This is a genomic window from Janthinobacterium sp. GW823-FHT01H08, from assembly GCF_058797855.1.
This window is the reverse complement of record NZ_CM179504.1, coordinates 1,367,129-1,392,010: the sequence shown is the minus strand read 5'-3', so window position 1 is coordinate 1,392,010 and position 24,882 is coordinate 1,367,129. Positions and strand designations below refer to the sequence as shown.

Sequence of the window (24,882 nt, the reverse complement as noted above, 5' to 3'; positions counted from 1 at the left end):
CGGATGCGGGGCGTCACACCGCAAGGTGGACAGCGCCAGCATTGAAAATGCAAAAACTTAAATGAGACCGGGCGGCGCGCGCGACTGCGCGGTGGACCAGATGAACAGCGGAGACGGGGACTGGTAGTACAGGGCCGGGAAGATGGCCGTGCCGCTGGCCACAAGCAGCGGCAGCACGGGACTGGCCGGCGGCAAGCCGACGGAACCCGCATGCGTGGAACAGAAGGCACAATGCTCCATCTGCATGGCCTTGCCGCCGGACTTGCCATCGGCGGCGCCGTCATCGGCCTGATCAAGCTGCACAAAACGGATGCCGGCCACCGAGCAGATTTCCGCCCAGCCGGAGCCGGATTCCTGCTTGGCGTTGGCGACGGCCCGGGAAATCGATGGCGCGAGCGCCGCCAGCAGGATCGCGAAACAGGCGATCCAGGCGGCAAAGCGGCGCGTGAACAAGGTCATTCCCATGGCCGCATTTTACCAGCGGCCGCCGGGACTGGGTAGCGGAAAGGTGCTCAGGCGGCCGGGCAGGCGGCGCTGCCGTTGTCAAAAGCACGCACGACGCTGGCCGCATCGGCGGCGATGCGATTCACGGCGCGGCGGTGACCGAGCACCAGTTCATCATAGCCGGCGCCCACCTTTTCATTGGCGATTGTGCGGCAAGTGACCACCTTGCCGCTGGCCAGCTGGCGCACGCTCCACACGGCATCGATCAGCGCATACTGGCCCATCACGGACTCGAAACGCTGCACATTGGTGCTGATGCGGTACACGGGCAGATTGTCCGGATGCGGCGTGCGGAACACGTCGATGGCGCCCAGGTCGTTCGTCACGGCCGTGGACAGGGCCTGGCCAATCTCGCCGGCCAGCGGCCCCGCCCAGCGCTGCTGCTCCAGCAATTCGATGCGGCCCGACGGCGCCGTCACGACAAACTGGTTGCGGCTCACCTGCTGCGGCACGCTGACGGCCAGCACCTCGACATAGTATTTGACGGGCTTGGCCGGCTGCGCGTCGGCGCCGCCGCTGAGCGTATAGAAATGCTCGGGCTGGGGCGTGGAGCAGGCACCCAGCAGGCTGGCCGCCAGCAGCGCGGAAAACATCGGCTTCATCATTTTTTTTCATCTCCTTTTTTACCGCGGATCAGGGACTCGGGGTGGCGTTCCAGGTAATCGGACAGCGCGTTCAGCGATTGCAGGGTTTGCGTCAGCTGCTGCAAGGCCTGGCGCACGTCCGACTGCAGCGGCGAATCCTTTTGCAGCACCTGTTCGGCCGTGCCGAACGTCTGTTTCGCCGCCGTCAGGGTATCGCGCATTTCCGGCACCACCTGGCCATCGAGCTGCTTGAACAGGGTATTGGCCTGCCTGATCGTGGCGTTCAGGTTGTTACCGATCTCCGCGTACGGCACCTGATCGAGCTTGCGGGCGATGCTGGCGATCTGCGTCTGCAATTCATCGAGGGTATTCGGTACGGTCGGCACTTCCAGCGGGTACCTGTTCGGATCGAGCGCCACCTTCGGCGCTTTCGGAAAGAAGTCCAGCGCGATATACAACTGGCTGGTCAGCAGGTTGCCCGTGCGTAGCTGCGCGCGCAAGCCGCGGCTGACCATGCGTTCGAGCAGCTGGTGGCCGGCCGAGCCTTCCTCATCGTCGACGGCGGCCTTGAAGCGCATGCCCAGGCGGGCCGGGTACAGATTGACGGTGACGGGCATGCGGAAGTTCTTCTTCACGGGGTCGAACTCGATGCCGACCGAACGCACCTCGCCCAGCACGATGCCGCGGAAATCGACCGTGGCGCCAGGCTGCAAGCCGCGCAGCGATTGGTCGAAATAGAACACGGTGGTGATCGCCTCGCCATCGGGCTCGCGCATGGCGCTCGCTTCGTCGGCCGCCAGGCGGTAATTGGTGCCGGCCGGCGCCGGTTCGACGGGCTTGCGGCCGTTTTCCGCCTCGAAGGCGATGCCGCCCACCAGCATGGCAGCCAGCGATTGCGTATTCAATTTGAAGCCGTTGGAATCGAGGCGCACGTCAACGCCGCTGGCATGCCACCAGCGCGCATCCTTGCCGACGAACTGGTCGTACGGCGCATTCACGAAGACCGACATGGTGATGCCGTTGCCATCCTTGTCCAGAGCGAAGCTGACCACCTTGCCCACCCTCAGGCGGTGGAAGAACAGGGGCGAGCCCACGTCGACGGAGCCGAGGCTGTCCGCATGCAGGGTGTACAGCTTGCCCTTCTGGTCTCCCGCCACGGCGGGCGGACTCTCCATGCCGATGAAGCTCTCCTTCTTCTGCTCCGACTTGCCCGTGTCGACGCCGATGTAGGCGCCCGACAGCAAGGTGCCCAGGCCCGTCACGCCGCTGGCGCCGATCTGCGGGCGCACCACCCAGAAGCGCGAATCGGCGGTGGCGAAGCGGCGCGCTTCCTTGCTCATGTCGATCGTCACGAGCACCTTGCTCAAGTCGTCGCCCAGGGTGATGGCGCGCACCTGGCCGATGTCGACATCCTTGTATTTGACCTTGGTCTTGCCCGGCTCCAGGCCTTCGGCACTCTTGAAGCTGACCGTCACCGTGGGTCCCTGGTCGAAGATGGACTTGGCGGCCAGGCCGGCGCCGATCAGCGCGGCCAGCAGCGGAATGAGCCATACCAGCGACGGCAGCCAGCGGCTGCCCTGTTCCACATCGGGTTCCGGCAACGGGGGGATGCCCTGGCCACCCGTTTCGGCAAGACCGCCCGCTTCTTTGTCAGACATGCTGTTCTCCAATCACTGTATTGTTTCCGGTATTTGCCACCACCACGGGCTCTTCCTCGCCAGGCACCTGCCCGTCGACGGGGTCCCAGATCAGGCGCGGGTCGAACTGCATCGCCGCCAGCATGGTCAGCACCACCACGGCGCCGAAGGCCAGCGCGCCGGGTCCCGCCGTGATCACGGCCAGCGACTTGAAGCGCACCAGCGCCACCGTCAGGGTGACGACAAAGATGTCGAGCATGGACCAGCGGCCGATGAATTCGACCATGCGGTACAAGATGGTGCGCTGGCGCGGCCGCCAGCGCGAACGCCGCTGCGCCGTAAACGCCAGCAGCGCCAGCACGCCCAGCTTGAGCATGGGCACGACCACGCTGGCGATGAAAATGATGATGGCCAGGCCCTTCGAGCCGCTGGTCCAGAACAGCACGACGCCGCTCATGATGGTGTCGTCCTGCGCGCCGAACAGCGATTGCGTCACCATCACGGGCAGCAGGTTGGCGGGAATGTAGAGGATCATGGCGGCGATCAGCAAGGCCCAGGTGCGGTTGATGCTGTCCGGCTTGCGCACGTGCAGGGCCGTGCCGCAGCGCACGCACGCCAGGTGCCTGCCCTTGCCCACGGGCGGCGCCACCAGGCCGCAGGCATGGCATGGCACCACCTTCTCTCCGGGCGCGAAAGCCTTGTAGCGGATGCCGGGCAGCGCTTGCCGGGTCAGGTCGTCGCCCAGATTCCACAGGGCCTTGGGGTCGAACGAGACGACGATGGCCAGCAGCACGGTGAGCGCGCCAAACGCGAACAAGCCCGGTTGCGGCAGCACCGTGGCCAGGCCGGTCATCTTGACAACGGTGATCAGGATGCCGATCATCAGCACCTCCGTCATGCCCCATTCGCGCGCCGTCTGCACGGCGCGCAGCACGCGGTTAAATCCGGGCACCTTGACGCCGCCGCGCAAGCCCAGCGCCACATACAGCAGCGAACCGAGTTCGATGGCGGGAAAGAGGATGGTAAACAGGAAGACCATCGTCGCCACGATGTGCATCTGCTCGTACCACAGCACGCGGATGGAGCCGAGCAAGGTGGCGCTGGAAGTGAGGCCATTGACGTCAAGTTCGACGATGGGGAAAAACTGGGCGATCAGGAAGACAAAGGCGGCGCCCAGGGTGAGCGCCACCACCTTGCTCAATTCGGCCGATGCGCCCCGCGCGTGAGCGCCGCGGTACAGCACCGAGCGGCAACGGATGCAGCGCGCCTTTTCGCTGGGACGCAGCGGACGTTTGCGGTACAGCACGCCGCAGTCATGACAGCTAATCAGGTCGTATCGGTGCACAGTGTGAAGTTTGCCGGCGCCCGCAGCGCGACTATCCCATGTCAATGCCAGCCATCATGACAGAATTGGCATTTTCCTGCACTACGGCACTATTCTTTTCCACTCCCCCGCAACAACGCCTCCACGGCGCGGCCGATTTGCAACACCGTATCGTCGGCGCCGGCCAGGCCGCAGATGCCCAGCCCCACGGGCAGCTCGCCGTCGGCATGGCAAGGCAGCGACAGCGCGCAGCCGTCGAGGAAGTTGATCACGCTGGCGTTGCGCAGCACCAGGCCGTTCGTGGCAAAGAAGGTGGCGTCATCCGCTTCCAGCGGCGCGACCTGCGGCGCCAGAATGGCCACGCTGGGCATCAGCCAGGCGTCGAACGGCACCAGGCGCTGCTGCGCAATGGCGATCAGGCGCGCGCGCGCATCGAGCAAGTCGATGTAGTCAAACGCGCCCTGCTGCTGGCCGCGGCGGATGCGCGCCGCCACGCGCTGGTCGTACTGCGCGCCCTTTTCCTCGAGCAGGGCGCGATGCCAGTGCCACGCTTCCGCCGCCACCAGGCCGCCGCCGCCATTGATCGTCGGCAGCTCCAGCAATTCCGGAAAATCGAACTGTTCCACCAGGGCGCCCGCTTGCCGCAGCTTGTCCAGCGCGGCGTCGAAAGCCTGCTGCACCTGCGGCTCCACGTGCGTACCGACGTAGTCCAGGGTAAAGCCGAAGCGCAAGCCTTTCAGTGCCGGCGCCTGCGCGCCGATGTCATGGCCCGACAGCGCTGCATACAAAATGGCGCAGCAATCGACGCTGCGGGCGATGGGCCCGGCCGAGTCGAGGGAGCGCGACAGGGGCACCGTGCCGGCCAGCGGCACAGTCGCCGCCGTCGGCTTGAAGCCCGTCAGGCCGCAAAAGGCCGATGGAATGCGGATCGAGCCGCCCGTATCCGTGCCCAGCGCGCCGGCCGCCATGTCCAAGGCCACGGTGACGGCGCCGCCCGAGGTGGAGCCGCCCGCCACGCGCACGCCGTCGTGCGGATTGCGCGGCGTGCCGTAATGGGGATTCAAGCCCAGGCCGGAAAACGCGAATTCGCTCATGTTGGTGCGGCCCAGCAGAACGGCGCCGGCCGCGCGCAGGCGCGCCACGGCAAGCGCATCGGCCACGGCGAGCGGCGCGTCGGCCAGCGCCAGCGAGGCGGCGCTGCTGACCTGCCCCCTGACGTCGAACAGGTCCTTGATCGAAATGGGGATACCGGCCAGCGGCGAGGCAATGATGCCGGCGGCGCGCGCCGCATCGCTGGCACGGGCCTCGGCCAAGGCCTGTTCGCCATCAAGGCTGACATAGGCATGGCCGCCCTGCGCCCGGTGCGCCTCGGCGCGCGCCAGCATCCGCTCGGTCAGTGCCACGCTGGTGATGCGGCCGGCGGCCAGGTCGGCCGCCAGTTCGCGGATGGTCTTGGTCAGTTCGGTCATTCTCTTATCCTTCCACGGGCAGGGTTTGCACGGCATAGCGGTGCTGCAGGCGGCGCTGCAAGGCTGGATCATACAGCTCCAGCTCAAACGCGTCGCCATGGCCCATCTCGCCGATGATCGGTTGCGTGCCGCAGAACATGGCGCTGCCCACGGGCAGGCTGCTTTGTCCCGTGTAGCGCAAAATCAGGTCTTCCGGCGACAGCATGCGCGTCACGGGGCCATCCTGGTACAGGGCCGGCACGCCGGCCCGTTCTCGCCAGGAGCGCATCTGCAGCTGGTCCCAGTGGCCAGCCACGTCGGCATAGCGCCACAGGGTGTCTCCCACGGGCTTGCCGCACATCTGTTTCGACACCGTCACGCCATAGCTTTCCACCTTGCGGTCCGTATGGTCGGAGCCGATGCCCACCAGCAGGCCGTATTCCGTGGAAAACAGCACGAATTCGGCCTCGCCGGACGAATCGCCGCCCGGCACTTCGATGGCGGCGTCGCTCGACAGCAGCGATGCCGCCACGCGGTAAAACGTCGGCACGCTTTTCGGGCGCGCCACGCCGATGGCTTCCAGTTCGGCGATATGGTGTTCCACCATCGCCATGTCGCGGCCCGTCCAGCCGGCGATGATGAGGTGATCGATGTCGAAGGTGACGGGACCGTGGCCTGCCAGTTGAAAACGCAATGTCGCCATGATTTTATTCCTCCAGGGGGCCGCGGCCCGTTTCGCGTGCGGCAAACACTGCCGCGCCGGTGATCAGCAAGGCCGCCGCCACGTACAGCGAGACGGCCACGGTGCTGTTGTACGAGCGGTACAGGCTGGCGATGACGAGCGGCGCGAAGCCGCCGCCGATGACGCCGGCCAGGGTATAGGCCAGCGAGGAACCCGCATAGCGCACCTTGGTCGGGAATTGCTCGATGACGAAGGCCGCTTGCGGGCCGTACATGATGGCGTGGATGACCAGACCCACGACGACGGCCGTGACGATGGCGGCCGGGCTGGCCGTGTCTAACAAGGTGAAGAAGGCAAACGCCCACACGAGGCCCAGCGCTGCGCCCAGCGCATACACGGGGCGGCGGCCGATCTTGTCCGACAGCGCGCCAAACAGCGGCACCGACAGCGCATTGCAAGCCGTGCCGATCATGATGGCGGTGAGCGCCAGGGTCGACGACAGATGCAGCACCGTCGTCACATACGTCAGGGTGAACACCACCACCAGCGCATACAGCACGTCCGAGCCGATGCGCACGCCGCCGGCGATCAGCAGACGGCGCCAGTAGAGGCGCAGCACGTCGCCGATCGGCGCTTCGGCCTTGGCATCCTGCTGGTCGAGTTCCTTGAACAGCGGGGTTTCCTCGATGCCGCTGCGTATCCACATGCCAAACGCCACCAGCAGCAGGCTGGCGATGAACGGCATGCGCCAGCCCCAGTCCATGAACGCTTCATGCGGCAGCAGATAGGTGATCAGACCGATGCAGCCCGTCGCCAGCAAGGTGCCGAACGACGGCCCCACCTGCGTCCACGAGGCGTTGCGGCCACGCTTGTCCGGCGCACCGTGTTCGACGGAGATCAGCACGGCACCGGCCCATTCGCCGCCCAAAGCGATGCCCTGCACGAAACGCAGCGCCACCAGCAGGACGGGGCTCCAGATGCCGGCCGTCGCATACGTGGGCAAGAGGCCCATCAGGCCCGTCGTCACGCCCATCAGCATCAGGGTCACCACGAGCACCCAGCGGCGTCCCAGCTTGTCGCCCAGGTGGCCGAAGATCACGCCGCCGATCGGACGCGAGATATAGCCGACGGCATACGTGGAAAAGGCCAGGATGGTGCCCGTCAGCGGATCGAAGGAAGGGAAGAACAGGTGATTGAAGATCAGCGCGGCCATGGTGTTGTAGACGGTGAAGTCATACCATTCCAGGGTCGTGCCGACCATGCTGGCCGTGGCCAGGCGGCCCGTCTTGGCCGTCGTGGCCTTCTCGCCCGGTGCCTGGGCTGCCGGATGCGCGGCGTTCGTATATGTGGTCATAGCCTACCTCTCTCGTCAGTTTTATTGCAGGCCCGGCGCAGGATGCTTTGCCCTGCGCCGTGGCCCGTGTCTCGTGTTATCAGTGCCGGCAAGATGCGCTTGCGGCGCGTCAGGCAGCGTGCAGGTCCGCCTCGCGCAGCTGCCAGGACAGTTGCAGGATGGCTGCCTGTTCCCCGTCGAGCCCCAGCGCCGCGCTGGCGGCATCGGCGACCGCCACGGCGGCACTTTCGGACGATGCGTCGATCAGGAAGATCGGATCGAGCACGCGGCCCTCCGTCCGTTCCTCCGGCAGGGGGCCGGACAGATTGGCGTCGGGCGTGAGCAAGCGCGTGGCAATGACGCCGTCGATCTGCAGCAGCGTCGCTCCCAGCGTGGCCAAGCCGGCCACGGCTTGCGCGTCCTGGCCGATGGCTGGCGCGCCCAGACGCAGCACGGCCAGCCAGGCGCCCGTGCCCATGCCCGTTTCCGCCTCGATGGCGCAGACACGGCGCATCGGATCGACCATGCGCTGCAGGTTCGTCAGCGACCATGGCGTCTGCTGGCCGAAGGCCTTGAAGTAGTCGGGCGTCTGGAAGGCGGCGAGCGACACGGTGCGGTACAGGCCCAGGTATTTGCGCGGACCGCGCACGCTCTGGTAGCGCGTGCCGCTGACGAAGCCGGGAATGCGCACGCGCTCTTCCACGTGCTCGCGGTCATACCAGCGGTTGAAATCAAGCTCGTGTTCCGGGTCGGCGCTGGTCCAGACGAACAGGATGCCGGGCAAGGTGGTGGTGGACGTCGTCATGAGGGTTCCGTTTGCGTTGTAAGTGGAGTGCCAACCCAGAATAGGTGGCACGCCATCACTTGGCAAACGGGTTATTCTGAACGCGACTGATAAGTTTTTCTTGTGGGTGGGGCCAACAATGTTGTCGGATTACGCGGCGTCCCGCCGCTAATCCTACCTACCCGACTAATATGCATCGTAGGTCGGCTTAGCATCAGCGTAAGCCGACATCACCCGGCACCATATTCCTCGCCCAGCGCCAGCGTGAACCTGGCCGCCTCCTCGCACGCCAGCATAGCGACCAATTGAATCGCTTCCGTCGTGATGTCTTCGCTGTAACTGATGACGATGCGCTGCGGCGCCAGGCTGCTGGCGCAGGGAATCAGCGCGATATTGCCTTGCTCGATTTCCTCGCGCAGGGGCGCCAGCGGCAGCACGGCGATGCCGAAGCCCGCTTTGACCAGGCGCACGATGGCGGAAATCGAGCTGACGCAGTGGACACGGCCCAGCTGCACGCCCTCGTCCTGGCACAGCGCCTTCAAGGCGGAATGCGGCTGCGAACCGCGGTTCATGGTGATGATCGGATGCTGCGCCAGTTGCGCCACCGTGAACGGCACGCCCGTGTCGGGCCAGTCGGCGGCCCTGCCGGCCCAGCCCATGGCGATGGCGCCGCTGCCCGTGCTGCGGATATGGTCGCCCGTCAGCATGTCCGTCTGCAGCGCGATATCGAGTTCGCCCTGCTGCAGCTGTTCGTGCAGGCGGCGCGTCGATTCCGACGTCAATTGAATCTCGATGCCCGGATAGCGCTCCTGCACGCGCTGCAGAAACGGGATCAGCCAGGTATGCACGATGGTTTCGATGACGCCGATGCGCACTTCGCCCGTGATCTGCGCGGGCGAGGAATTGGCCGCATACATGTCGCGGCACAGCTCCAGCATGCGCTCGGCGTACACAAGCAGGTTGCGCCCGGCAAAAGTCAGGCGGATGTCACGCGCATCGCGGTCGAACAGGCGCGTGCCGAAGTCCTGCTCCAGCGAGGCGATGCGGTTGGAAATGGCCGCCTGCGTGATGTGCAGCTTGTCGGCCGCCGTGCGGAAGCTGCCCAGCCGCGCAGCCCAGACAAACGCTTCGAGAAAACGGGTATTCAATGGAGCTCTTCTTCACCTAGAGTGTGGTCGCCCCATTGTAAGCCAAAGCGCCCCGCCCTATTTCTGCGCCAGGAAATCGAGCAAGGTCAGGGCGACGATCTTGCTGGCCTTGCGCAAGTCGTCCAGCGCCAGGCGCTCGTCGGCCTTCTTCGCGTTCGATTCGGGCACCGTGCGCGGGCCGGCGCCATACAGCACGGCGGGGATGCCCCGTTCGCCATACAGGCGCGCATCCGCATACAGGGGCGTGCCGACAGCGGGTATCGTCTCGCCAAGGATGGCTTGCGCGTTTTTCTGCAGGCTGCCGACCAGCTGTTCGGAACCGGGCAAGGGCCGCAGCGCATGCGACAGCAGCAGGCGGCGGATCTCGATGCGGATGCCAGGCTCGCCGCGCACCGCGTCTTCGATCAGCGCGCGCACCTGCGCTTCCACCGCCACCGGGTCTTCTTCGGGAATCATGCGGCGGTCCATCTTCATGACGACCTTGCCCGGCACCACATTGGTATTCGTGCCGCCGTCAATGCGACCCACCAGCATGGTGGGCGAGTCGATGCCGGCCACTTTCGATTTGATCTTTTTCAGTTCCGGCAGCTGGCCGTAAATGGCGTTGAGGATCTTGTTGGCCGCCTGCAGCGCATCGTGGCCCGTTTCCGGCATGGAGCCGTGGCCCGACTTGCCGTGCACGGTGATTTCCAGCTGCAGGCAGGCGTTGTGCGCCGTGACGATGCCGTAGCTGAAACCGGCGGCGATGACGAAATCGGGCTTCGTCAGCTGCTGTTCCAGCAGCCAGCCCGGCCCCAGCAAGCCGCCGAATTCCTCGTCGTAGGTGAAGTGCAGTTCCAGCTGGCCTTTGAGCGGAATGCCCAGCGCCTCCAGGGCGCGCGCGGCAAACACATAGGTGGCGAAATCGCCTTTCGACACGGCCGTCGCGCGGCCGTAGATATAGCCGCCGTCGATCTGGCCGCCGTACGGCGGATACGTCCAGTTGTCGCCGGGCGGCACCACGTCGCCATGCGCATTCAAGGCCACCGTCGGCCCGCCTGCCGCATATGGCCGGCGCACGATCAGGTTGGTGATGCTCTGCATGCCATACGCCTCGACCTGGTCCGCCGGCACGGCGTGTTTTTCCGCGTTCCAGCCATACGCCTGCAGCAGTTGCGCCACCAGGTCTGCATGGGGCGCGTTATTGCCGGGCGGCGTATCCGTCGGCTGCTGCACCACCTTCTGTAAAAAGGCGATCTCCTCGTCGAAGTGCTCGTCGATCCAGGCCGTGATTTTTTCTGCGTGCGTAGTCATTTTGCTCCTTGCATGGTCTGTTGCAGCCAGGCGCCCAGTTCGCTGCGCTCGGCCTCCGTCATATTGGTCAGGTTCCCGATCGGCATGGCTTTCAGCTCGATGGCCTGCTTGTAGATTTGCGCCGCGTGCTGGCGGATTTGCGTCTCATTATCCAGCATCATGCCGGCCGGCGCCGTGGCGAAGCCCGGCTGCGTGGGCTGGGCCGAATGACAGGTGGCACAGCGCTGGGCGATGATGGCGTGCACGCTCGTGAACTGCGCCGCCGGGTCCACCGCCGGCGCGGCCGCCAGGGCCACGGGCGCTTTCGGCGCGATGGCCACGGCCACGGCCACCAGCAGGGCCACGCCGAGGGCGGGGTAGCGCCACTCGACGCGGCCCTTGTGGCGCAGGTTGAAGAAGTGGCGGATGAAGACGCCGGCCGCCATGATCAGCGCCAGCACCAGCCACGCGTGGTCGTTGCGGTAAGTCATCGCGTAGTGGTTGCTGATCATGATGAACAGCACGGGTAACGTAAAATAATTGTTATGCACGCTGCGCTGCTTGGCTTTCAGGCCATGTTTGGGATCGGGCAGCTTGCCGGCGGCCATGGCCTCGACCATCTTGCGCTGGCCTGGAATGATCAGCATCAGCACATTGGCCACCATGATGGTGCCGATCATGGCGCCCACGTGGATGTAGGCGGCGCGCCCGCTGAGCAAATGCGTGAGCACGTACGCGGCGCCGACGATCAGCGCGAACACCGTCACGCCGAACCACAGTTCATATTGCGCCAGCTTCGAGCGGCACAGCAGGTCGTACACGGTCCAGCCGATGACGAGGGTGGCGATGCCGATGCCGACGGCCTGGCCGCTGGAGATATCGGCCACGGCCTTGTCGATCATCATGGCCTGGGCATTGAAGTAATACGCGATGGTGAGCAGCGCAAAGCCGGACAGCCAGGTGGAATACGCTTCCCACTTGAACCAGTGCAGTTCCTTCGGCAGTTCGGCCGGCGCCACCAGGTATTTTTGCGGGTTATAGAAGCCGCCGCCATGCACGGCCCACAATTCCCCCGACACGCCCTTCTTCGCCAGCTCGGAGCCGGGCGCGGGCGGACGTATGGAATTGTCGAGCCAGACGAAATAAAAGGAAGCACCGATCCAGGCGATGCCCGTGATGACGTGCAGCCAGCGGACGATCAGGTTCAGCCACTCAAGGCCGTACGGAATCAGGTAGGCAAATACTTCCATAAATTTCCTCTAGTCAGACCGAACCCATATTCGTGCCAATCTACACAAGATAAACGGATTTACCGCCCATCACATGAAAAATATCGTATATTTGACATATTCAAATCGATATACAACAGAGCCGCCGCCACATGTCCAGCCTGCCGCAACACCTCGACCTGCACCTGATCCGCATCCTCTACCTGCTGCTGGTGGAAAAGAATGTCTCGCGCGTGGCGCTCAAGCTCAATCAGCCGCAGCCCTCGATTTCCGCCTCCCTGCGCAAGCTGCGCGAATTGACGGGCGACCCGCTGCTCGTGCGCGGCGCGCGCGGCATGGTGCCGACCCAGCATGGCGAAAGCCTGCTCAATCCGGCCAAGCGCATCCTCGACCAGACGGAAAGCCTGTTCGTCAAGAAGACGCCGTTCGTGGCGCAGGAAGAGGCGCGCACCTTCCATATCGCCGCGCCCGACTACCTGGACAGCCAGTTCCTGCCCAACGTGGTGGCCCTGCTGCGCCGCGGCTCGCCGAAAAGCCGCGTCGTGCTGCACAGCCTGGGGCCGGGCATCGACCATATCCGCCAGCTCTCCGACGGTGGCCTGGACCTGGTGATCGCCAACTGGGACGAGCCGCCCGCGCACCTGCACATCTCGAAGCTGTTCGAAGACCCCATCATCTGCGCCATGCATGCGGAAAACGCCTATGCGCGCCGTACGGCCAGCGACGCCATGACGCTCGACGACTACCTGAGCCTGCCCCACGTGGCACCGTCGCAGATGATGCCCGGCTACCACGGCGTGATCGATTCCTTCCTCGAACGGCAAAACCTGCAGCGCAACGTGGTGGTGGAGTCGGCGTATTTCGGCCTGATCCCCTACATGCTGACGCAGACGGATCTGGTGCTCACCACGGGCCGGCAATTCATGCGCTTCTATGAAAAGACCCTGCCGCTGAAAACGTACACCGTGCCCTTGAAATTCCCGCCGATGCGCTTTTACCAGCTGTGGCACCAGCGCGTGCACCAGGCGCCCGAACACAAATGGCTGCGCGACCAGGTCAGCGCGGCCGCCAAGGCGCTGGTGCAGCGATAGCCGCTATCAGCGCGCGCATATAATGGAGGCAGGAACGGGGCGCTATCATCACCGCTTGCATGATCGGAAAACCATGACCACCCTTTCAGACCTGAACGCCGGCAGCCAGGCCGATTTTATCGCGCACCTGCATGGCATCTACGAACACTCGCCCTGGATCGCCCAGCGCGCGGCCGCCGCCCGGCCGTTTGCCAGCCTGACGGCCCTCAAGACGGAGCTGCAGCGCGTGCTGGCGCAAGCCTCGCCCGAAGAGCAGCTGGGACTGATACGCGCCCACCCCGAGCTGGCCGGCAAGGCCGCCATCGCCGGGCAGCTGACGGCGGAATCGACGCGCGAACAGGCCAAGTCGGGCCTGAACCTGTGCAGCCCTGATGAATTCGCCACCCTGCAGCGCCTCAACAGCGAATACAACGCCAAGTTCGGCTTTCCCTTCATCCTGGCCGTCAAGGGTCCGACGGGCGAGGGCCTGACGCGCCAGGACATCATCGCCACGTTTGCGCGGCGCCTGAAAAACCGGCGCGCCGATGAACTGGCCGAATCGCTGCGGCAGATCAAGCGCATCGCCGAACTGCGCCTGAACGACCTGTTCGACGTGCGCCTGGACTTCGGCCCCGCCATCATGCAGCAGGCGGAAACGCTGGCCGGCTGGAGCGACAGCGATTACAACCTGACCTGCGCTTACCTGACGCCGGCGCACCGCAAAACGGCCGCGCAGCTGGCCGACTGGATGCGGGACGCGGGCATGCAGGTGCACATCGACGCCGTCGGCAATGTCGTCGGCCGCTATCTGTCCGACGCACCGGGCGCGAAGACCCTGATGACGGGATCGCACTACGACACCGTGCGCAACGGCGGCAAGTACGATGGCCGCCTGGGTATCGTGCTGCCGATCGCCGTCGTGCGCCACCTGCATGAGCGGGGCGAAAAGCTGCCGTTTCATTTCGAGGTCGTCGGTTTCGCCGAAGAGGAAGGCGTGCGCTTCAAGAGCACGTTTTTGGGCAGCACGGCCGTGACGGGCAAGTTCGACGTGTCGCTGCTGGAGCAGCTGGATGCGGATGGCGTGAGCATGCGCGACGCGCTGGCCGCCGCCGGCCACGAGGCGAGCGCCATCGGCGCCATCGCGCGCGATCCCGAAGACTTGCTCGGCTATGTGGAAGTGCACATCGAGCAGGGTCCCGTGCTGCTCGAGCGCGACCTGCCGCTGGGGATCGTCACGGCGATCGCCGGCAGCTCGCGCTACCTGGTCAGTCTTGGGGGCGTGGCCAGCCATGCGGGCACCACGCCCATGACCATGCGCAAGGATGCGGCCAGCGCGGCCGCGGAAATCATCCTGCTGGTGGAACGGCGCTGCAGCCACGGCGAAGCGCTGGTGGGTACTGTGGGTCAGCTGCAGGTGCCCAACGGCTCCGTCAACGTGATCGCCGGCGCCTGCATCCTGTCGCTCGATATCCGCGCGGCCGTTGATGCCGTGCGCCAGGCAGCCGTCGACGATATTCTGGATGGCATCGCCGCCATCTGCGCGCGGCGCCAGATCGACTACCAGCTGGAACTGCTGCTGTCGGCGCGCGCGGCGCCGTGCGCGCCGTGGCTGATGGCACAGCTGGCGCAGGCCGTGGAATCCGTCGGCATCGCACCGTATGCGCTGCTGTCGGGCGCCGGCCACGACGCCATGGCCATGGCCGCCATCACCGACGTGGCCATGCTGTTTACCCGCTGCGGCAATGGCGGCATCAGCCACAACCCGCTGGAAACCATGACGGCCGACGACGCCGACATCGCGGCGCGCGCGCTGCTGGCGTTTTTGCGCAACTTCCAGCCCAAGCCGCAGGGATAGCGGTCGTGGCTACACGGCCACGGCCCGCTCCAGCATCGCGTGCAGCAGCACGTTGCAGCCCGCTTCCAGGTGCTCGGGCCTGGCGTCCTCGATTTCATTGTGGCTGATGCCGTCCTTGCACGGCACGAAGATCATGCCGGCCGGGGCCAGCCGGGCTGCGTAGATGGCGTCGTGGCCGGCACCGGACACCACGTCCATCACGGAGTAGCCGAGTTTGGCCGTGGCGTTGCGCACGGCGCCCACGCAGTCGGGGTGGAACGGACATGGCGGGTAGTAGGAGACTCTTTCCAGTGAAATGCCCAAGCCTGTTTTTTCGCGCGTGGCATCGATGAAAGCCGTGATCTCGCCGTGCATGGTGTTGAGCAGCTCGTCGTTCACGTTGCGCAGGTCGATGCTGAATTTGACTTCGCCGGGGATCACGTTGCGGCTGTTCGGGAATACCTGCACCATGCCCACCGTACCGCGCCCGTACGGCGGGTAGCGGTTGGCAATCGCCACCACTTCCTGCATGATGGTGGTGGCCACCTGCAGCGCATCCTTGCGCAAGCCCATGGGCGTGGGGCCCGCATGCGCTTCCATGCCCGTCACCACGCAGTCGTACCAGGACAGGCCCATCACGGCCGGCACCACGCCGATAACCTTGTCCGCGTCTTCCAGCACGGGGCCCTGTTCGATATGCGTCTCAAAATAGGCGCCGATCGGATGGTCGCCCGGCACCTGCTCGCCCTTGTATCCGATGCGCGCAAGTTCTTCGCCCACGGTCTTGCCTTCCGTGTCCCTGGCCGCATACGCGGTTTCCAGCGAGAAGGCGCCGCAAAACACGCCCGAGCCCATCATCACGGGCACGAAACGCGAGCCTTCCTCGTTGGTCCAGAAGGCCACCTCGATCGGTGCCTGCGTCTTGATCTTCAGATCGTTCAGGGTGCGCACCACTTCCAGGCCGGCCAGCACGCCGTAGTTGCCATCGAACTTGCCGCCCGTGGGTTGTGTGTCGATGTGGCTGCCCGTCATCACGGGCGGCAAGGTATTGTCCATGCCGTCGCGGCGCATGAAGACATTGCCGATCTGGTCGATCGTGATGCTCATGCCCGCCTCCCTGCCCCAGCGCACCACCAGGTCGCGGCCTTCCTTGTCGAGATCCGTCAGGGCCAGGCGCTTGACGCCGCCCTTCGCCGTCGCGCCAATCCGCGCCAGCTCCATCAGCGCTGCCCACAGGCGCTCGCCATTGATACGCAATGCATCCATCGTCAACTCCTTATGCGGTCGTGGCGGAAAAGGCGGGGCGTTCGATATAGCGCCCTGCCCCTTCGACGGCCGTCAGTTCGCCCTGGTGGAACACCACCTTGCCGGCGGCAATCGTGGTGCGGGGGATGCCGCGCACGGTGCGCCCTTCGAAGACATTGAAGCCTCCCTTGGCGAACTGGGTGGCGGCGGAAATGGTGCGCGTGCCTTGCGGGTCCCACAGCACGATATCGGCATCGCTGCCTGCGGCGATGACGCCCTTGCGTGGATACATATTGAAGATCTGCGCCGCATTGGTCGATGACACCTTGACGAATTCTGAGGGGGTGAGCATGCCCGAATTGACGCCAGCATCCCACACCACGGCCATGCGTTCCTCGACGCCGCCGCAGCCGTTCGGGATGCGCGTAAAGTCGTTCTTGCCGGCCGCCTTCTGCTCGGCGCAAAAGGTGCAGTGATCGGTGGCCGTCGTGTGCAGGTTGCCGCTTTGCAGGCCGTGCCACAGGGCCGATTGATGGTGCTTGCCGCGGAACGGCGGGCTCATGACGTGGCCCGCCACGTAGTCGAAATCGTCGCTCTGGTAGACGCTGTCGTCGATCACCAGGTGGCCCGCCAGCGCTTCGCCATATACGCGTTGCCCGTTGGCGCGCGCGCGCGTGATGGCGTCGAGCGACTCCGCGCACGAGACGTGCACGATGTACACGGGGGTATTCAAAACGTTGGCGATCGCGATGGCGCGGTTGGCCGCCTCCGCTTCCACGGCGGGAGGGCGCGACAGCGGGTGCGCCTGCGGCCCGGTGATGCCTTTTTTGAGCAGGGCTTGCTGCAACTGGAAAACCAGTTCGCCGTTTTCCGCATGGACGGTGGGCAGCGCCCCCAGTTCCAGCGAGCGGGTAAAGCTTTTCACCAAGGTTTCATCGTCGGCCATGATGGCGTTTTTATAGGCCATGAAGTGCTTGAAGCTGTTCACGCCATGCTCGCGCACCAGCACTCCCATCTCTTCATGTACCTGCTCGCTCCACCAGGTGATCGCCACGTGGAAGGTATAGTCGCCGGCCGCCTTGGCCGACCACGCGCGCCACTGGTGATACGCCTCGATCAGCGACTGCTTCGGCGCGGGAATGACGAAGTCCATGATGGTGGTGGTGCCGCCGGCCAGGCCCGCCGCCGTGCCCGTGAAAAAATCGTCGGACGTCACCGTGCCCATGAAAGGGAGGTTCATGTGCGTGTGCGTATCTATCCCGCCCGGCATCACGTACAGGCCGCCCGCGTCGATCACGGTGGCGCCAGCCGGCACGGGCAGGTTCTCGCCGACGGCGGCGATCGTGTCGCCCTCGATCAGCACATCGGCGCGAAACGCGCGGTCGGCGTTGACGACGGTACCGCCACGTATCAGTGTAGTCATCTTGTCTCCTTCTCGAAAAGATCAGGACTGGGGCGCCTGCTGTACGAGCGCAGCTACCTTGCCCTTCATCATGACGCCGTAGACGACTGCGGCGATGGCCACGCCCACGAACCAGGCGTAGGTATAGATGGTTTTGAAGCCTTCGCCCACGCCGGGAAACGCCGTGGGAAAGGCCGCATTCAGAAAGCCCGGGATATTCGGCAGCACGGCGATGACAAAGGCGATCAGCGCCGCCATGTTCCAGCCATTGCCATACGAGTAGACGCCGTCGTCGCGGTACAACTGCCTGACGTCGAGCTGCGTCTTGCGCACAAAGTAATAGTCGACGATGAGGATGCCGGCGATGGGGCCCAGCAAGGCCGAGTAGCCGATCAGCCAAGTGAAGATATAGCCCTGTGTCGACTCAAGCACCTTCCACGGCATCATGACGATGGCGATGAAGGCCGTGATGTAGCCGCCCATCTTGTATGAAATCTGCTTCGGCGCCAGCGAGGAAAAGTCGTACGCAGGCCCCACCAGGTTGGCCGCCAGGTTGACGCTGACCGTGTCGATCAGGAGGATGATCAGGGCGATCAGCACGGCGGCGCCCGTCATGCGGCTGGCCAGGTCGACGGGGTCCCAGATGGCCTTGCCGTACATGACGACCGAACCGGCAGTGACGATCACGGCCAGCATGGCCAGCAAACCCATCGGCACGGGCAAGCCGACCGACTGGCCCACGATCTGGTCGCGCTGCGTCTTGGCAAAGCGCGTGAAGTCGGGAATGTTCAATGCCAAGGTGGCCCAGAAGCCCACCATGGCGGTGAGCGACGGCCAGAAGACGCTCCAGAACTGGCCCGCCTTTTTGCCGCCGGGGATGAATTGCGATGGCTGGTCCAGCAGGCTGGCCACGCCGCCGGCCTTGCTGTGCACCCAGTACAGCAGCACGAAGCAGATCAGGATTTTCAAGGGCGCCGTGTAGGTCTCGAGCTTGCGGATCGATTCCATGCCATGCAGGATGTAATAGAACTGGATGGCCCAGAAGGCCAGGAAGCACAGCAGCTGGCTACCGTTGATGCCCAGGCCAGCGATCTTCTCGCCGCCCAGCTCATGCCCCATCAGCACGCCCATCAGCGTGTAAATCATCTGCCCGCCGAACCAGGTCTGGATGCCGTACCAGCCGCAGGCGACGATGGCGCGCATCAGGGCCGGCAGGCGCGCGCCCATGGTGCCGAACGAGGCGCGCGCCAGCACGGCATACGGGATGCCGTACTTGGTGCCCGCATGGCCGATCAGCAGCATGGGCAAGAGCACGATGGCGTTGGCGAGAAATACCGTGAGCACGGCCTGGTAGCCGGACATGCCGCTGTCGATCAGGCTGGCCGACAGGGTGTAGGCGGGAATGCACATCACCATGCCCACCCACAGCGCGGCGAAGTGATACCAGCGCCAGGTGCGCTGCGCCGCCGTGGTGGGCGCCAGGTCTTCATTCCAGAGTTGCGTGTTGCCTGAATAGTCGTGGTTCACAGGGTTGCTCCATCGGTTGGGAGGTTGGGCGTTTTAAAAACGGCTGCGGCCTAGCTTACTGCAAAGTTGGGCAACTGTTTATAAAATATGCGTACGCAAAAAACGTGCCCTATACCGATTCCGCCAATGCCCGGGGGTTGCGCGGATCCTGCGTCCAGTTCATGTACGGCTTGCCCGTGGCCTGCGGCACCATCGTGATGCAGCCCTGCACCGGACAGGTGATTTCGCACAGGTTGCAGCCCACGCATTCCTCCTTGATCACTTCATATGTGCGCGTGCCGGCGGCGTCGATCAGTTGCGCAATCGACTGGTGCGAGGTGTCTTCGCAAGCCACGTAGCACTTGCCGCATTTGATGCAGTCGTCCTGGTTAATCTGCGCGATCACCTGGTAATTCATGTCCAGGTATTTCCAGTCCGTCGTGTTGGCCACGGCCTTGCCGGAAAAATCGCTGATGCGTGCATAGCCCTTCTCGTCCATCCAGCGCGACAGGCCATCCTTCATTTCTTCGACGATGCGGAAGCCATGCAGCATGGCGGCCGTGCACACCTGCACGCAGCCGGCGCCCAGGGCGATGAATTCGGCCGCGTCGCGCCAGTTGCCGATGCCGCCGATGCCGGAAATGGGCAAGCCGCGCGTCTGCGGATCGCGGGCGATTTCCGCCACCATGTTCAGCGCGATGGGTTTCACGGCCGCGCCGCAATAGCCGCCATGCGTGCTGGCGCCGCCCACGATGGGCAAGGCCACCATGCGGTCCAGGTCCAGCGAGGTGATCGAGTTGATGGTGTTGATCAGCGAGACGGCGTCCGCGCCGCCCGCCTTGGCCGCGCGCGCCGGCATCCGCACGTCCGTGATGTTGGGCGTGAGCTTGACGATGACGGGCAGTCGGCTGTGTTTCTTGCACCAGGCGGTCACCATCTGCACGTACTCGGGCACCTGGCCCACGGCCGCGCCCATGCCCCGCTCCGGCATGCCGTGCGGGCAGCCGAAATTGAGCTCGATGCCGTCCGCCCCCGTCGCCTCGACCTTGGGCAGGATGTCGGCCCAGTAGTGCTCTTCGCAAGGCAGCATCAGGGAGACGATCATGGCGCGGTCGGGCCAGTCCTTTTTCACCTGCGTGATTTCGCGCAGGTTGATCTCCAGAGAGCGGTCGGTAATCAGCTCGATGTTGTTGAAGCCCACCACTTCGCGGTTCTTGCCGTACAGGGCGGAATAGCGCGACGAGACGTTGACGGCGGCAGGGTCTTCACCGAGCGTTTTCCACACGACGCCACCCCACCCCGCCTCGAAGGCGCGCACCACGTTATACGCCTTGTCGGTCGGCGGTGCGGACGCCAGCCAGAAGGGATTCGGCGCCTTGATGCCGCAAAATTCGATGCTGAGATCAGCCATTATGCAGCCTCCACTTTATTGAACAGATCGGAATGGATGGCCAGTGCGGCCAGCTTGCCATGCTGGACGGCCTGCACCGTCAAGTCCTGCCCCGGCGCCACGCAGTCGCCGCCCGCGTAGATCCCCGGCAGCACAGTGCGGAAACCCGCGTCGACGGCGATCTTGTCGCCTTCACGCTGCAGCAACGACGCCATCGGGTCATGCAGCAGCTGCGTATCGAGGCTCTGGCCGATGGCCTTGAAGATGGCGTCGGCCGCCACGTCGAACGTTTCGCCCGTGCCCGCCAGGCGCGTGCCCTGCATGCGGGTTTTCTCGAAACGCATGCCGGCCACCTTGCCCCCGCTATCGAGCAGCACCTGCTGCGGCTGGGCCCACGTCAGCATGCGCACCTGGTTCGCCTTGGCGATCTCCTGTTCATGGTGGGTGGCCGTCATGGCGTCGAAACCGCGCCGGTAGACCAGGGTGACTTCCTCGGCGCCCAGACGCTGAATCTGCACGGCCATGTCGATGGCCGTATTGCCGGCGCCAATCACGATCGCGCGTTTCGGCACGGGCAGCGCGGCCAGGTCATCCGCCTGGCGCAGCGCGGCGATGTAATCGACGGCGGCCAGCAAGCCCGGTGCGTCCTCGCCCGTCAAGCCCAGCTTGCGGCTGGCGCCCAGGCCCAGGCCGAGGAAGACAGCGTCGTACTGCGCATGCAAGTCGCGCAGCTGCACGTTTTCGCCCAGCGTCTGGCGACATCGGATGGCGATGCCGCCGATGCCCATTAAAAATTCAACCTCCTTCTGCGCGAAATCGTCCGTCAGCTTGTACTTGGCGATGCCGTATTCATTCAGGCCGCCCGCCTTGCCCTCTTTTTCAAAGATCACCACGTCGTGGCCCAGCATGGCCAGGCGGTGCGCGCACGACAGGCCGGCTGGTCCCGCGCCGATGATGGCGATGGTCTTGCCGGTGGCAGCCGCGCGCTTGAACGGATGGCTGGCAAACCGCATGTGGTCGACCGCGTAGCGCTGCAGCAGGCCGATTTTCACGGGCTGGCCTTCGGCGTCGTGGTTGCGCACGCAGACGTCTTCGCACAGGATTTCCGTCGGGCAGACGCGCGCGCAGCTGCCGCCCAGGATGTTCTGTTTCAGGATGCCGGCGGCGGCGCCGTTGATGTTCTTGTCGTGGATATTGCGGATGAAGCTGGCCACGTCGATTTCCGACGGACAGATGCGGCTGCACGGCGCGTCGTAGCAATACAGGCAGCGGGCGCTTTCGATGGCGGCCTGGCGCGCCGTCAGGGGCGGCGCCAGGTCCGTGAAATGGCCCGCCAATTCCTCATTGGGCAGGGCGGAATGCGGTAAATAACTCAAGGACTCGATCATCGCGGTTTCCTTTTTTTGTGCGGCCAATGTTTGACTTAAAACTCTTACTTCATCTGGGGAAAAGCAAATTCCACACCAGCGCTTGCCGTGTTCGGCCAGCGCTGCATCACGGCCTTGTGGCGCGTGTAGAAGCGCACGCCTTCGGGGCCATACGCGTGGTGGTCGCCGAACATGCTGCGCTTCCAGCCGCCGAAACTGTTGAAGGCCATCGGCACGGGCAAGGGGATGTTGACGCCCACCATGCCGACCTGGATCTGGCGCACGAATTCGCGCGCCACGCCGCCGTCGCGCGTGTAGATGGCCACGCCGTTGCCATACTCGTTGGCGTTGATCAGCTCCACTGCCTGCACCACATCAGGACACCGCAGCACGCACAGCACGGGGCCGAAAATTTCTTCCTTGTAGATGCTCATGTCGCGCGTCACGTGGTCGAACAAGGTGCCGCCGACAAAGAAACCGTTCTCGCGGCCAGGCACCACATGGTTGCGTCCATCGACCACCAAAGTCGCGCCCTGCTCCACGCCGGAGGCGATCAGTTTTTCGATACGCTGCTTGGCCGCCAGCGACACGACCGGTCCCATTTCCGCACCATCTTCCATACCGTCGCGCACTTTCAGTGCGGCCGTGCGCGTTGCCAGTGCATCGATCAACTTGTCGCCCGCGTCGCCCACGGCCACCACGACGGAGATGGCCATGCAACGCTCGCCCGCCGATCCGTAGGCCGCGCCGATCAGCGCGTCGACCGTCATCTCCATGTCCGCGTCGGGCATCACCACCATGTGGTTTTTCGCGCCGCCCAGGGCTTGCACGCGCTTGCCGCTGGCGCTGCCGCGCGCATAGATGTATTCGGCGATCGGCGTCGAGCCGACAAAGCTGATCGCCTGCACGACGGGGTGGTCGAGCAAGGCGTCGACCGTCACCTTGTCTCCCTGTACCACGTTGAAGACACCGTCGGGTAAACCTGCATCCTTGAGCAATTTCGCGTGCAGCAGCGACGCGGACGGATCGCGCTCGGACGGTTTCAAGACGAAGGTATTGCCGCAGGCAATCGCCACCGGGAACATCCACATCGGCACCATCACGGGAAAGTTAAACGGCGTGATGCCGGCCACCACGCCGAGAGCCTGGCGCATGGACCAGGCGTCGATGCCGCGCGAAATCTGGTCCGTGAATTCGCCCTTCAGCAGTTGCGGTATGCCGACGGCAAATTCCACCATCTCGATGCCGCGCGCCACTTCGCCCTGCGCATCGGCAAAGGTCTTGCCATGCTCGCGCGTGAGCATGGCGGCAAATTCGTCCGTGTGCTGCTGGCACAGCTGCAGGTAGCGGAACAGGACCCTGGCGCGCGTCAGCGGCGGCGTGGCCGACCACGAGGGGAAGGCGGCGGAGGCCGCCTGCACGGCCGCGTCCACGTCTTCCACGGTGCCCAGCGCCACGCGCGCCACAGGCTCGCCCAGGGCCGGGTTGTAGACGTCGCCGTAGCGGCCGCTTTGGGTGTCGATTTTGGCGCCGTTGATGTAGTGGGTGATGGTGTCGAGCTGTGTGTTAATTTGGTTCACGTTATTTCCTCTCTTTACCCCAAGGGCAAATTCTGGGGTCAGACCCGGCGGGTCTGACCCCGGGGCTTAATCAAGGTTCTTCAGCACCGTGGCCAGCTTGCCGAACAGCTCGTCGACATGCTGTTTTTCCAGCACCAGCGGCGGCGACAGCGCGATGATGTCGCCCGTCGTGCGTATCAGCACACCGTCGGCGAAGGCTTGCTTGAAGGCGCTGAAGGCGCGCGTGCCCGGCTTGCCGGCGATGGGATCGAGTTCGATGCCGGCGATCAGGCCGATGCTGCGCAGGTCGATCACGTGCGGCAAACCTTTCAAGGAATGCACTGCATCGCTCCAATACGCCTGCATCGCTTTAGCGTGGCCCAGGATGTCCTGCTCCTCGAACACCTGCAAGGTGGCCAGCGAGGCGGCGCAGGCCAGCGGGTGGCCGGAATACGTATAGCCGTGGAACAGTTCGATGCCCGGTGGCGCATCCATGAAGGCATCGTGGATATACTTTTTGCTGAATACGGCGCCCATCGGCACCATGCCGTTGGTCAGGCCCTTGGCCGTCGTCATCAGGTCCGGCTCGACGTCGAAATAGTCGGCCGCGAACGGCGTCGTCATGCGGCCGAAGCCCGTGATCACTTCATCGAAAATCAACAGGATGCCGTGCTTGGTGCACAGTTCGCGCAAGCGTTTCAGATAGCCTTTCGGCGGGATCAGCACGCCTGTGGAACCGGCCACCGGTTCGACGATGACGGCGGCGATCGTCGAGGCGTCGTGCAGGGCGACGATGCGCTCGAGTTCATCGGCCAGGTGGGTGCCGTATTCGGGTTCGCCCACCGTGTAGGCATTCTTGTCCAGGTTATGCGTGTGCGGCAGGTGGTCCACGCCCGGCAGCAAGGGGCCGAAGGTCTTGCGGTTGCCGCCGATGCCGCCCACGGAAATGCCGCCGAAGCCCACGCCGTGGTAACCGCGTTCGCGGCCGATCAGGCGCGTGCGCGCGCCCTCGCCGCGCGCCCGGTGGTAGGCCAGCGCGATCTTCAACGCCGTATCGACGGCTTCGGAGCCGGAGTTCGTATAAAACACGTGGCCGAACTTGTGGCCCGTGTAGTCCATCAGTTTTTCCGCCAGGTCGAAGGCGGCCGGATGGCCCATCTGGAAAGTGGGGGCGAAGTCGAGCTGGCCCACCATGTCGCGGATGGCGCCGACGATTTTCGGCTGCGCATGGCCGCACGGCACGCACCACAGTCCCGCCGTGCCATCGAGGATGGCGTTGCCATCGACGTCCTTGTAGTACATGCCTTCGGCCGACACCAGCAAACGCGGATGGGCCTTGAAATCACGGTTATTCGTAAACGGCATCCAGAATGCCGACATCGATTCCGGCCTTGTTTCGTTCATGACCTTCTCCTTGGGATGGGCTGGCGCGGGGCCAGGATCGTTTTTGACGAAGCGTAAAATAATTTACCAGTTGGCAAAAAGCTGATGTAATAATAGACAGGCCATCCCCAATGGCACAGATACACAAACGGCAAAGTATCCCAACCGTACAGGTCGAAAA

20 protein-coding genes are annotated in these 24,882 nt (G+C 64.6%); 2 read left to right on the top strand and 18 right to left on the bottom strand.

Annotated elements, in window-relative coordinates:
• Window positions 1-57 precede the first annotated feature (57 nt).
• The 11 genes from AC3RCG_RS06240 to AC3RCG_RS06190 form a co-directional block, all read right to left on the bottom strand.
• Window positions 58-465 (bottom strand): DUF2946 domain-containing protein, encoded by a 408-nt coding sequence (locus AC3RCG_RS06240; protein ID WP_227742105.1) that lies wholly within the window; start codon window positions 463-465, stop codon window positions 58-60.
• A gap of 47 nt (window positions 466-512) precedes the next feature.
• Window positions 513-1,109, bottom strand: a complete 597-nt coding sequence (locus AC3RCG_RS06235; RefSeq protein ID WP_070312761.1) for a PqiC family protein — start codon at window positions 1,107-1,109, stop codon at window positions 513-515.
• Window positions 1,106-2,746 carry a PqiB family protein gene (locus AC3RCG_RS06230; RefSeq protein ID WP_492404543.1) on the bottom strand — a complete coding sequence of 547 codons (1,641 nt, stop codon included), beginning with the start codon at window positions 2,744-2,746 and terminating at the stop codon, window positions 1,106-1,108. Before AC3RCG_RS06230 ends, AC3RCG_RS06235 begins: the two co-directional genes overlap by 4 nt.
• Window positions 2,739-4,031 (bottom strand): paraquat-inducible protein A, encoded by a 1,293-nt coding sequence (locus AC3RCG_RS06225; protein ID WP_492404545.1) that lies wholly within the window; start codon window positions 4,029-4,031, stop codon window positions 2,739-2,741. Before AC3RCG_RS06225 ends, AC3RCG_RS06230 begins: the two co-directional genes overlap by 8 nt.
• Window positions 4,032-4,159: 128 nt before the next feature.
• A complete protein-coding gene (locus AC3RCG_RS06220; protein ID WP_492404547.1) occupies window positions 4,160-5,518 on the bottom strand; it encodes an amidase in 1,359 nt (452 codons plus the stop codon).
• A gap of 4 nt (window positions 5,519-5,522) precedes the next feature.
• On the bottom strand, window positions 5,523-6,200 hold the full coding sequence (locus AC3RCG_RS06215) for a DUF2848 domain-containing protein (RefSeq protein ID WP_492404549.1): 678 nt from the start codon (window positions 6,198-6,200) through the stop codon (window positions 5,523-5,525).
• Window positions 6,201-6,204: 4 nt separating this feature from the next.
• Window positions 6,205-7,533 carry an MFS transporter gene (locus tag AC3RCG_RS06210; RefSeq protein WP_492404551.1) on the bottom strand — a complete coding sequence of 443 codons (1,329 nt, stop codon included), beginning with the start codon at window positions 7,531-7,533 and terminating at the stop codon, window positions 6,205-6,207.
• A 109-nt stretch (window positions 7,534-7,642) separates the two neighbouring features.
• Window positions 7,643-8,317, bottom strand: a complete 675-nt coding sequence (locus tag AC3RCG_RS06205; RefSeq protein WP_492404553.1) for a hypothetical protein — start codon at window positions 8,315-8,317, stop codon at window positions 7,643-7,645.
• A gap of 209 nt (window positions 8,318-8,526) precedes the next feature.
• Complete coding sequence (locus AC3RCG_RS06200) at window positions 8,527-9,444, bottom strand: LysR family transcriptional regulator (protein ID WP_121668553.1); 918 nt, start codon at window positions 9,442-9,444, stop codon at window positions 8,527-8,529.
• Between the two features lie 57 nt (window positions 9,445-9,501).
• A complete protein-coding gene (locus AC3RCG_RS06195) occupies window positions 9,502-10,737 on the bottom strand; it encodes a M20/M25/M40 family metallo-hydrolase (protein WP_492404555.1) in 1,236 nt (411 codons plus the stop codon).
• The gene (locus AC3RCG_RS06190; protein ID WP_492404557.1) at window positions 10,734-11,966 is read right to left on the bottom strand and encodes a urate hydroxylase PuuD; all 1,233 of its coding nucleotides are present in this window, start codon (window positions 11,964-11,966) and stop codon (window positions 10,734-10,736) included. The genes AC3RCG_RS06195 and AC3RCG_RS06190 overlap by 4 nt, the downstream gene beginning before the upstream one ends.
• 131 nt (window positions 11,967-12,097) lie before the next feature.
• Between AC3RCG_RS06190 and AC3RCG_RS06185 the strand changes: the two genes are divergently transcribed.
• Both AC3RCG_RS06185 and AC3RCG_RS06180 read left to right on the top strand, forming a co-directional pair.
• Complete coding sequence (locus AC3RCG_RS06185) at window positions 12,098-13,036, top strand: LysR family transcriptional regulator (protein ID WP_034754583.1); 939 nt, start codon at window positions 12,098-12,100, stop codon at window positions 13,034-13,036.
• Between the two features lie 73 nt (window positions 13,037-13,109).
• Window positions 13,110-14,870, top strand: coding sequence for an allantoate amidohydrolase (locus AC3RCG_RS06180; RefSeq protein WP_492404560.1), 1,761 nt, complete (start codon window positions 13,110-13,112; stop codon window positions 14,868-14,870).
• Window positions 14,871-14,879: 9 nt separating this feature from the next.
• On the opposite strand, the gene AC3RCG_RS06175 is transcribed toward AC3RCG_RS06180, so the two are convergent.
• The 7 genes from AC3RCG_RS06175 to aptA all read right to left on the bottom strand — a co-directional run bounded on the left by AC3RCG_RS06175 (window position 14,880) and on the right by aptA (window position 24,722).
• Complete coding sequence (locus tag AC3RCG_RS06175) at window positions 14,880-16,115, bottom strand: Zn-dependent hydrolase (protein ID WP_492404562.1); 1,236 nt, start codon at window positions 16,113-16,115, stop codon at window positions 14,880-14,882.
• Between the two features lie 10 nt (window positions 16,116-16,125).
• Complete coding sequence (gene hydA, locus AC3RCG_RS06170; RefSeq protein ID WP_492404564.1) at window positions 16,126-17,517, bottom strand: dihydropyrimidinase; 1,392 nt, start codon at window positions 17,515-17,517, stop codon at window positions 16,126-16,128.
• A gap of 21 nt (window positions 17,518-17,538) precedes the next feature.
• A complete protein-coding gene (locus tag AC3RCG_RS06165) occupies window positions 17,539-19,023 on the bottom strand; it encodes an NCS1 family nucleobase:cation symporter-1 (protein ID WP_121668548.1) in 1,485 nt (494 codons plus the stop codon).
• A 109-nt stretch (window positions 19,024-19,132) separates the two neighbouring features.
• Entirely contained in the window at window positions 19,133-20,413 is a 1,281-nt protein-coding gene (preA, locus tag AC3RCG_RS06160) for an NAD-dependent dihydropyrimidine dehydrogenase subunit PreA (protein ID WP_070219306.1), read from the bottom strand.
• A complete protein-coding gene (locus AC3RCG_RS06155; RefSeq protein ID WP_492404567.1) occupies window positions 20,413-21,780 on the bottom strand; it encodes an NAD(P)-dependent oxidoreductase in 1,368 nt (455 codons plus the stop codon). Before AC3RCG_RS06155 ends, preA begins: the two co-directional genes overlap by 1 nt.
• Before the next feature lie 44 nt (window positions 21,781-21,824).
• Window positions 21,825-23,330, bottom strand: a complete 1,506-nt coding sequence (locus AC3RCG_RS06150) for a CoA-acylating methylmalonate-semialdehyde dehydrogenase (RefSeq protein ID WP_492404614.1) — start codon at window positions 23,328-23,330, stop codon at window positions 21,825-21,827.
• 75 nt (window positions 23,331-23,405) lie between these two features.
• Complete coding sequence (aptA, locus tag AC3RCG_RS06145) at window positions 23,406-24,722, bottom strand: omega-aminotransferase AptA (protein WP_492404568.1); 1,317 nt, start codon at window positions 24,720-24,722, stop codon at window positions 23,406-23,408.
• Window positions 24,723-24,882 lie beyond the last annotated feature (160 nt).

What these genes read in the sequence shown, in the direction of transcription:
- AC3RCG_RS06180 (WP_492404560.1), top strand. Translation starts at nt 13,110, where the DNA reads ATGACCACCCTTTCAGACCTGAACGCCGGCAGCCAGGCCGATTTTATC.
- aptA (WP_492404568.1), bottom strand. Translation starts at nt 24,722, where the DNA reads ATGAACGAAACAAGGCCGGAATCGATGTCGGCATTCTGGATGCCGTTT.
- AC3RCG_RS06240 (WP_227742105.1), bottom strand. Translation starts at nt 465, where the DNA reads ATGGGAATGACCTTGTTCACGCGCCGCTTTGCCGCCTGGATCGCCTGT.
- AC3RCG_RS06175 (WP_492404562.1), bottom strand. Translation starts at nt 16,115, where the DNA reads ATGGATGCATTGCGTATCAATGGCGAGCGCCTGTGGGCAGCGCTGATG.
- preA (WP_070219306.1), bottom strand. Translation starts at nt 20,413, where the DNA reads ATGGCTGATCTCAGCATCGAATTTTGCGGCATCAAGGCGCCGAATCCC.
- AC3RCG_RS06155 (WP_492404567.1), bottom strand. Translation starts at nt 21,780, where the DNA reads ATGATCGAGTCCTTGAGTTATTTACCGCATTCCGCCCTGCCCAATGAG.
- hydA (WP_492404564.1), bottom strand. Translation starts at nt 17,517, where the DNA reads ATGACTACACTGATACGTGGCGGTACCGTCGTCAACGCCGACCGCGCG.
- AC3RCG_RS06230 (WP_492404543.1), bottom strand. Translation starts at nt 2,746, where the DNA reads ATGTCTGACAAAGAAGCGGGCGGTCTTGCCGAAACGGGTGGCCAGGGC.
- AC3RCG_RS06205 (WP_492404553.1), bottom strand. Translation starts at nt 8,317, where the DNA reads ATGACGACGTCCACCACCACCTTGCCCGGCATCCTGTTCGTCTGGACC.
- AC3RCG_RS06185 (WP_034754583.1), top strand. Translation starts at nt 12,098, where the DNA reads ATGTCCAGCCTGCCGCAACACCTCGACCTGCACCTGATCCGCATCCTC.
- AC3RCG_RS06235 (WP_070312761.1), bottom strand. Translation starts at nt 1,109, where the DNA reads ATGATGAAGCCGATGTTTTCCGCGCTGCTGGCGGCCAGCCTGCTGGGT.
- AC3RCG_RS06220 (WP_492404547.1), bottom strand. Translation starts at nt 5,518, where the DNA reads ATGACCGAACTGACCAAGACCATCCGCGAACTGGCGGCCGACCTGGCC.
- AC3RCG_RS06210 (WP_492404551.1), bottom strand. Translation starts at nt 7,533, where the DNA reads ATGACCACATATACGAACGCCGCGCATCCGGCAGCCCAGGCACCGGGC.
- AC3RCG_RS06195 (WP_492404555.1), bottom strand. Translation starts at nt 10,737, where the DNA reads ATGACTACGCACGCAGAAAAAATCACGGCCTGGATCGACGAGCACTTC.
- AC3RCG_RS06215 (WP_492404549.1), bottom strand. Translation starts at nt 6,200, where the DNA reads ATGGCGACATTGCGTTTTCAACTGGCAGGCCACGGTCCCGTCACCTTC.
- AC3RCG_RS06190 (WP_492404557.1), bottom strand. Translation starts at nt 11,966, where the DNA reads ATGGAAGTATTTGCCTACCTGATTCCGTACGGCCTTGAGTGGCTGAAC.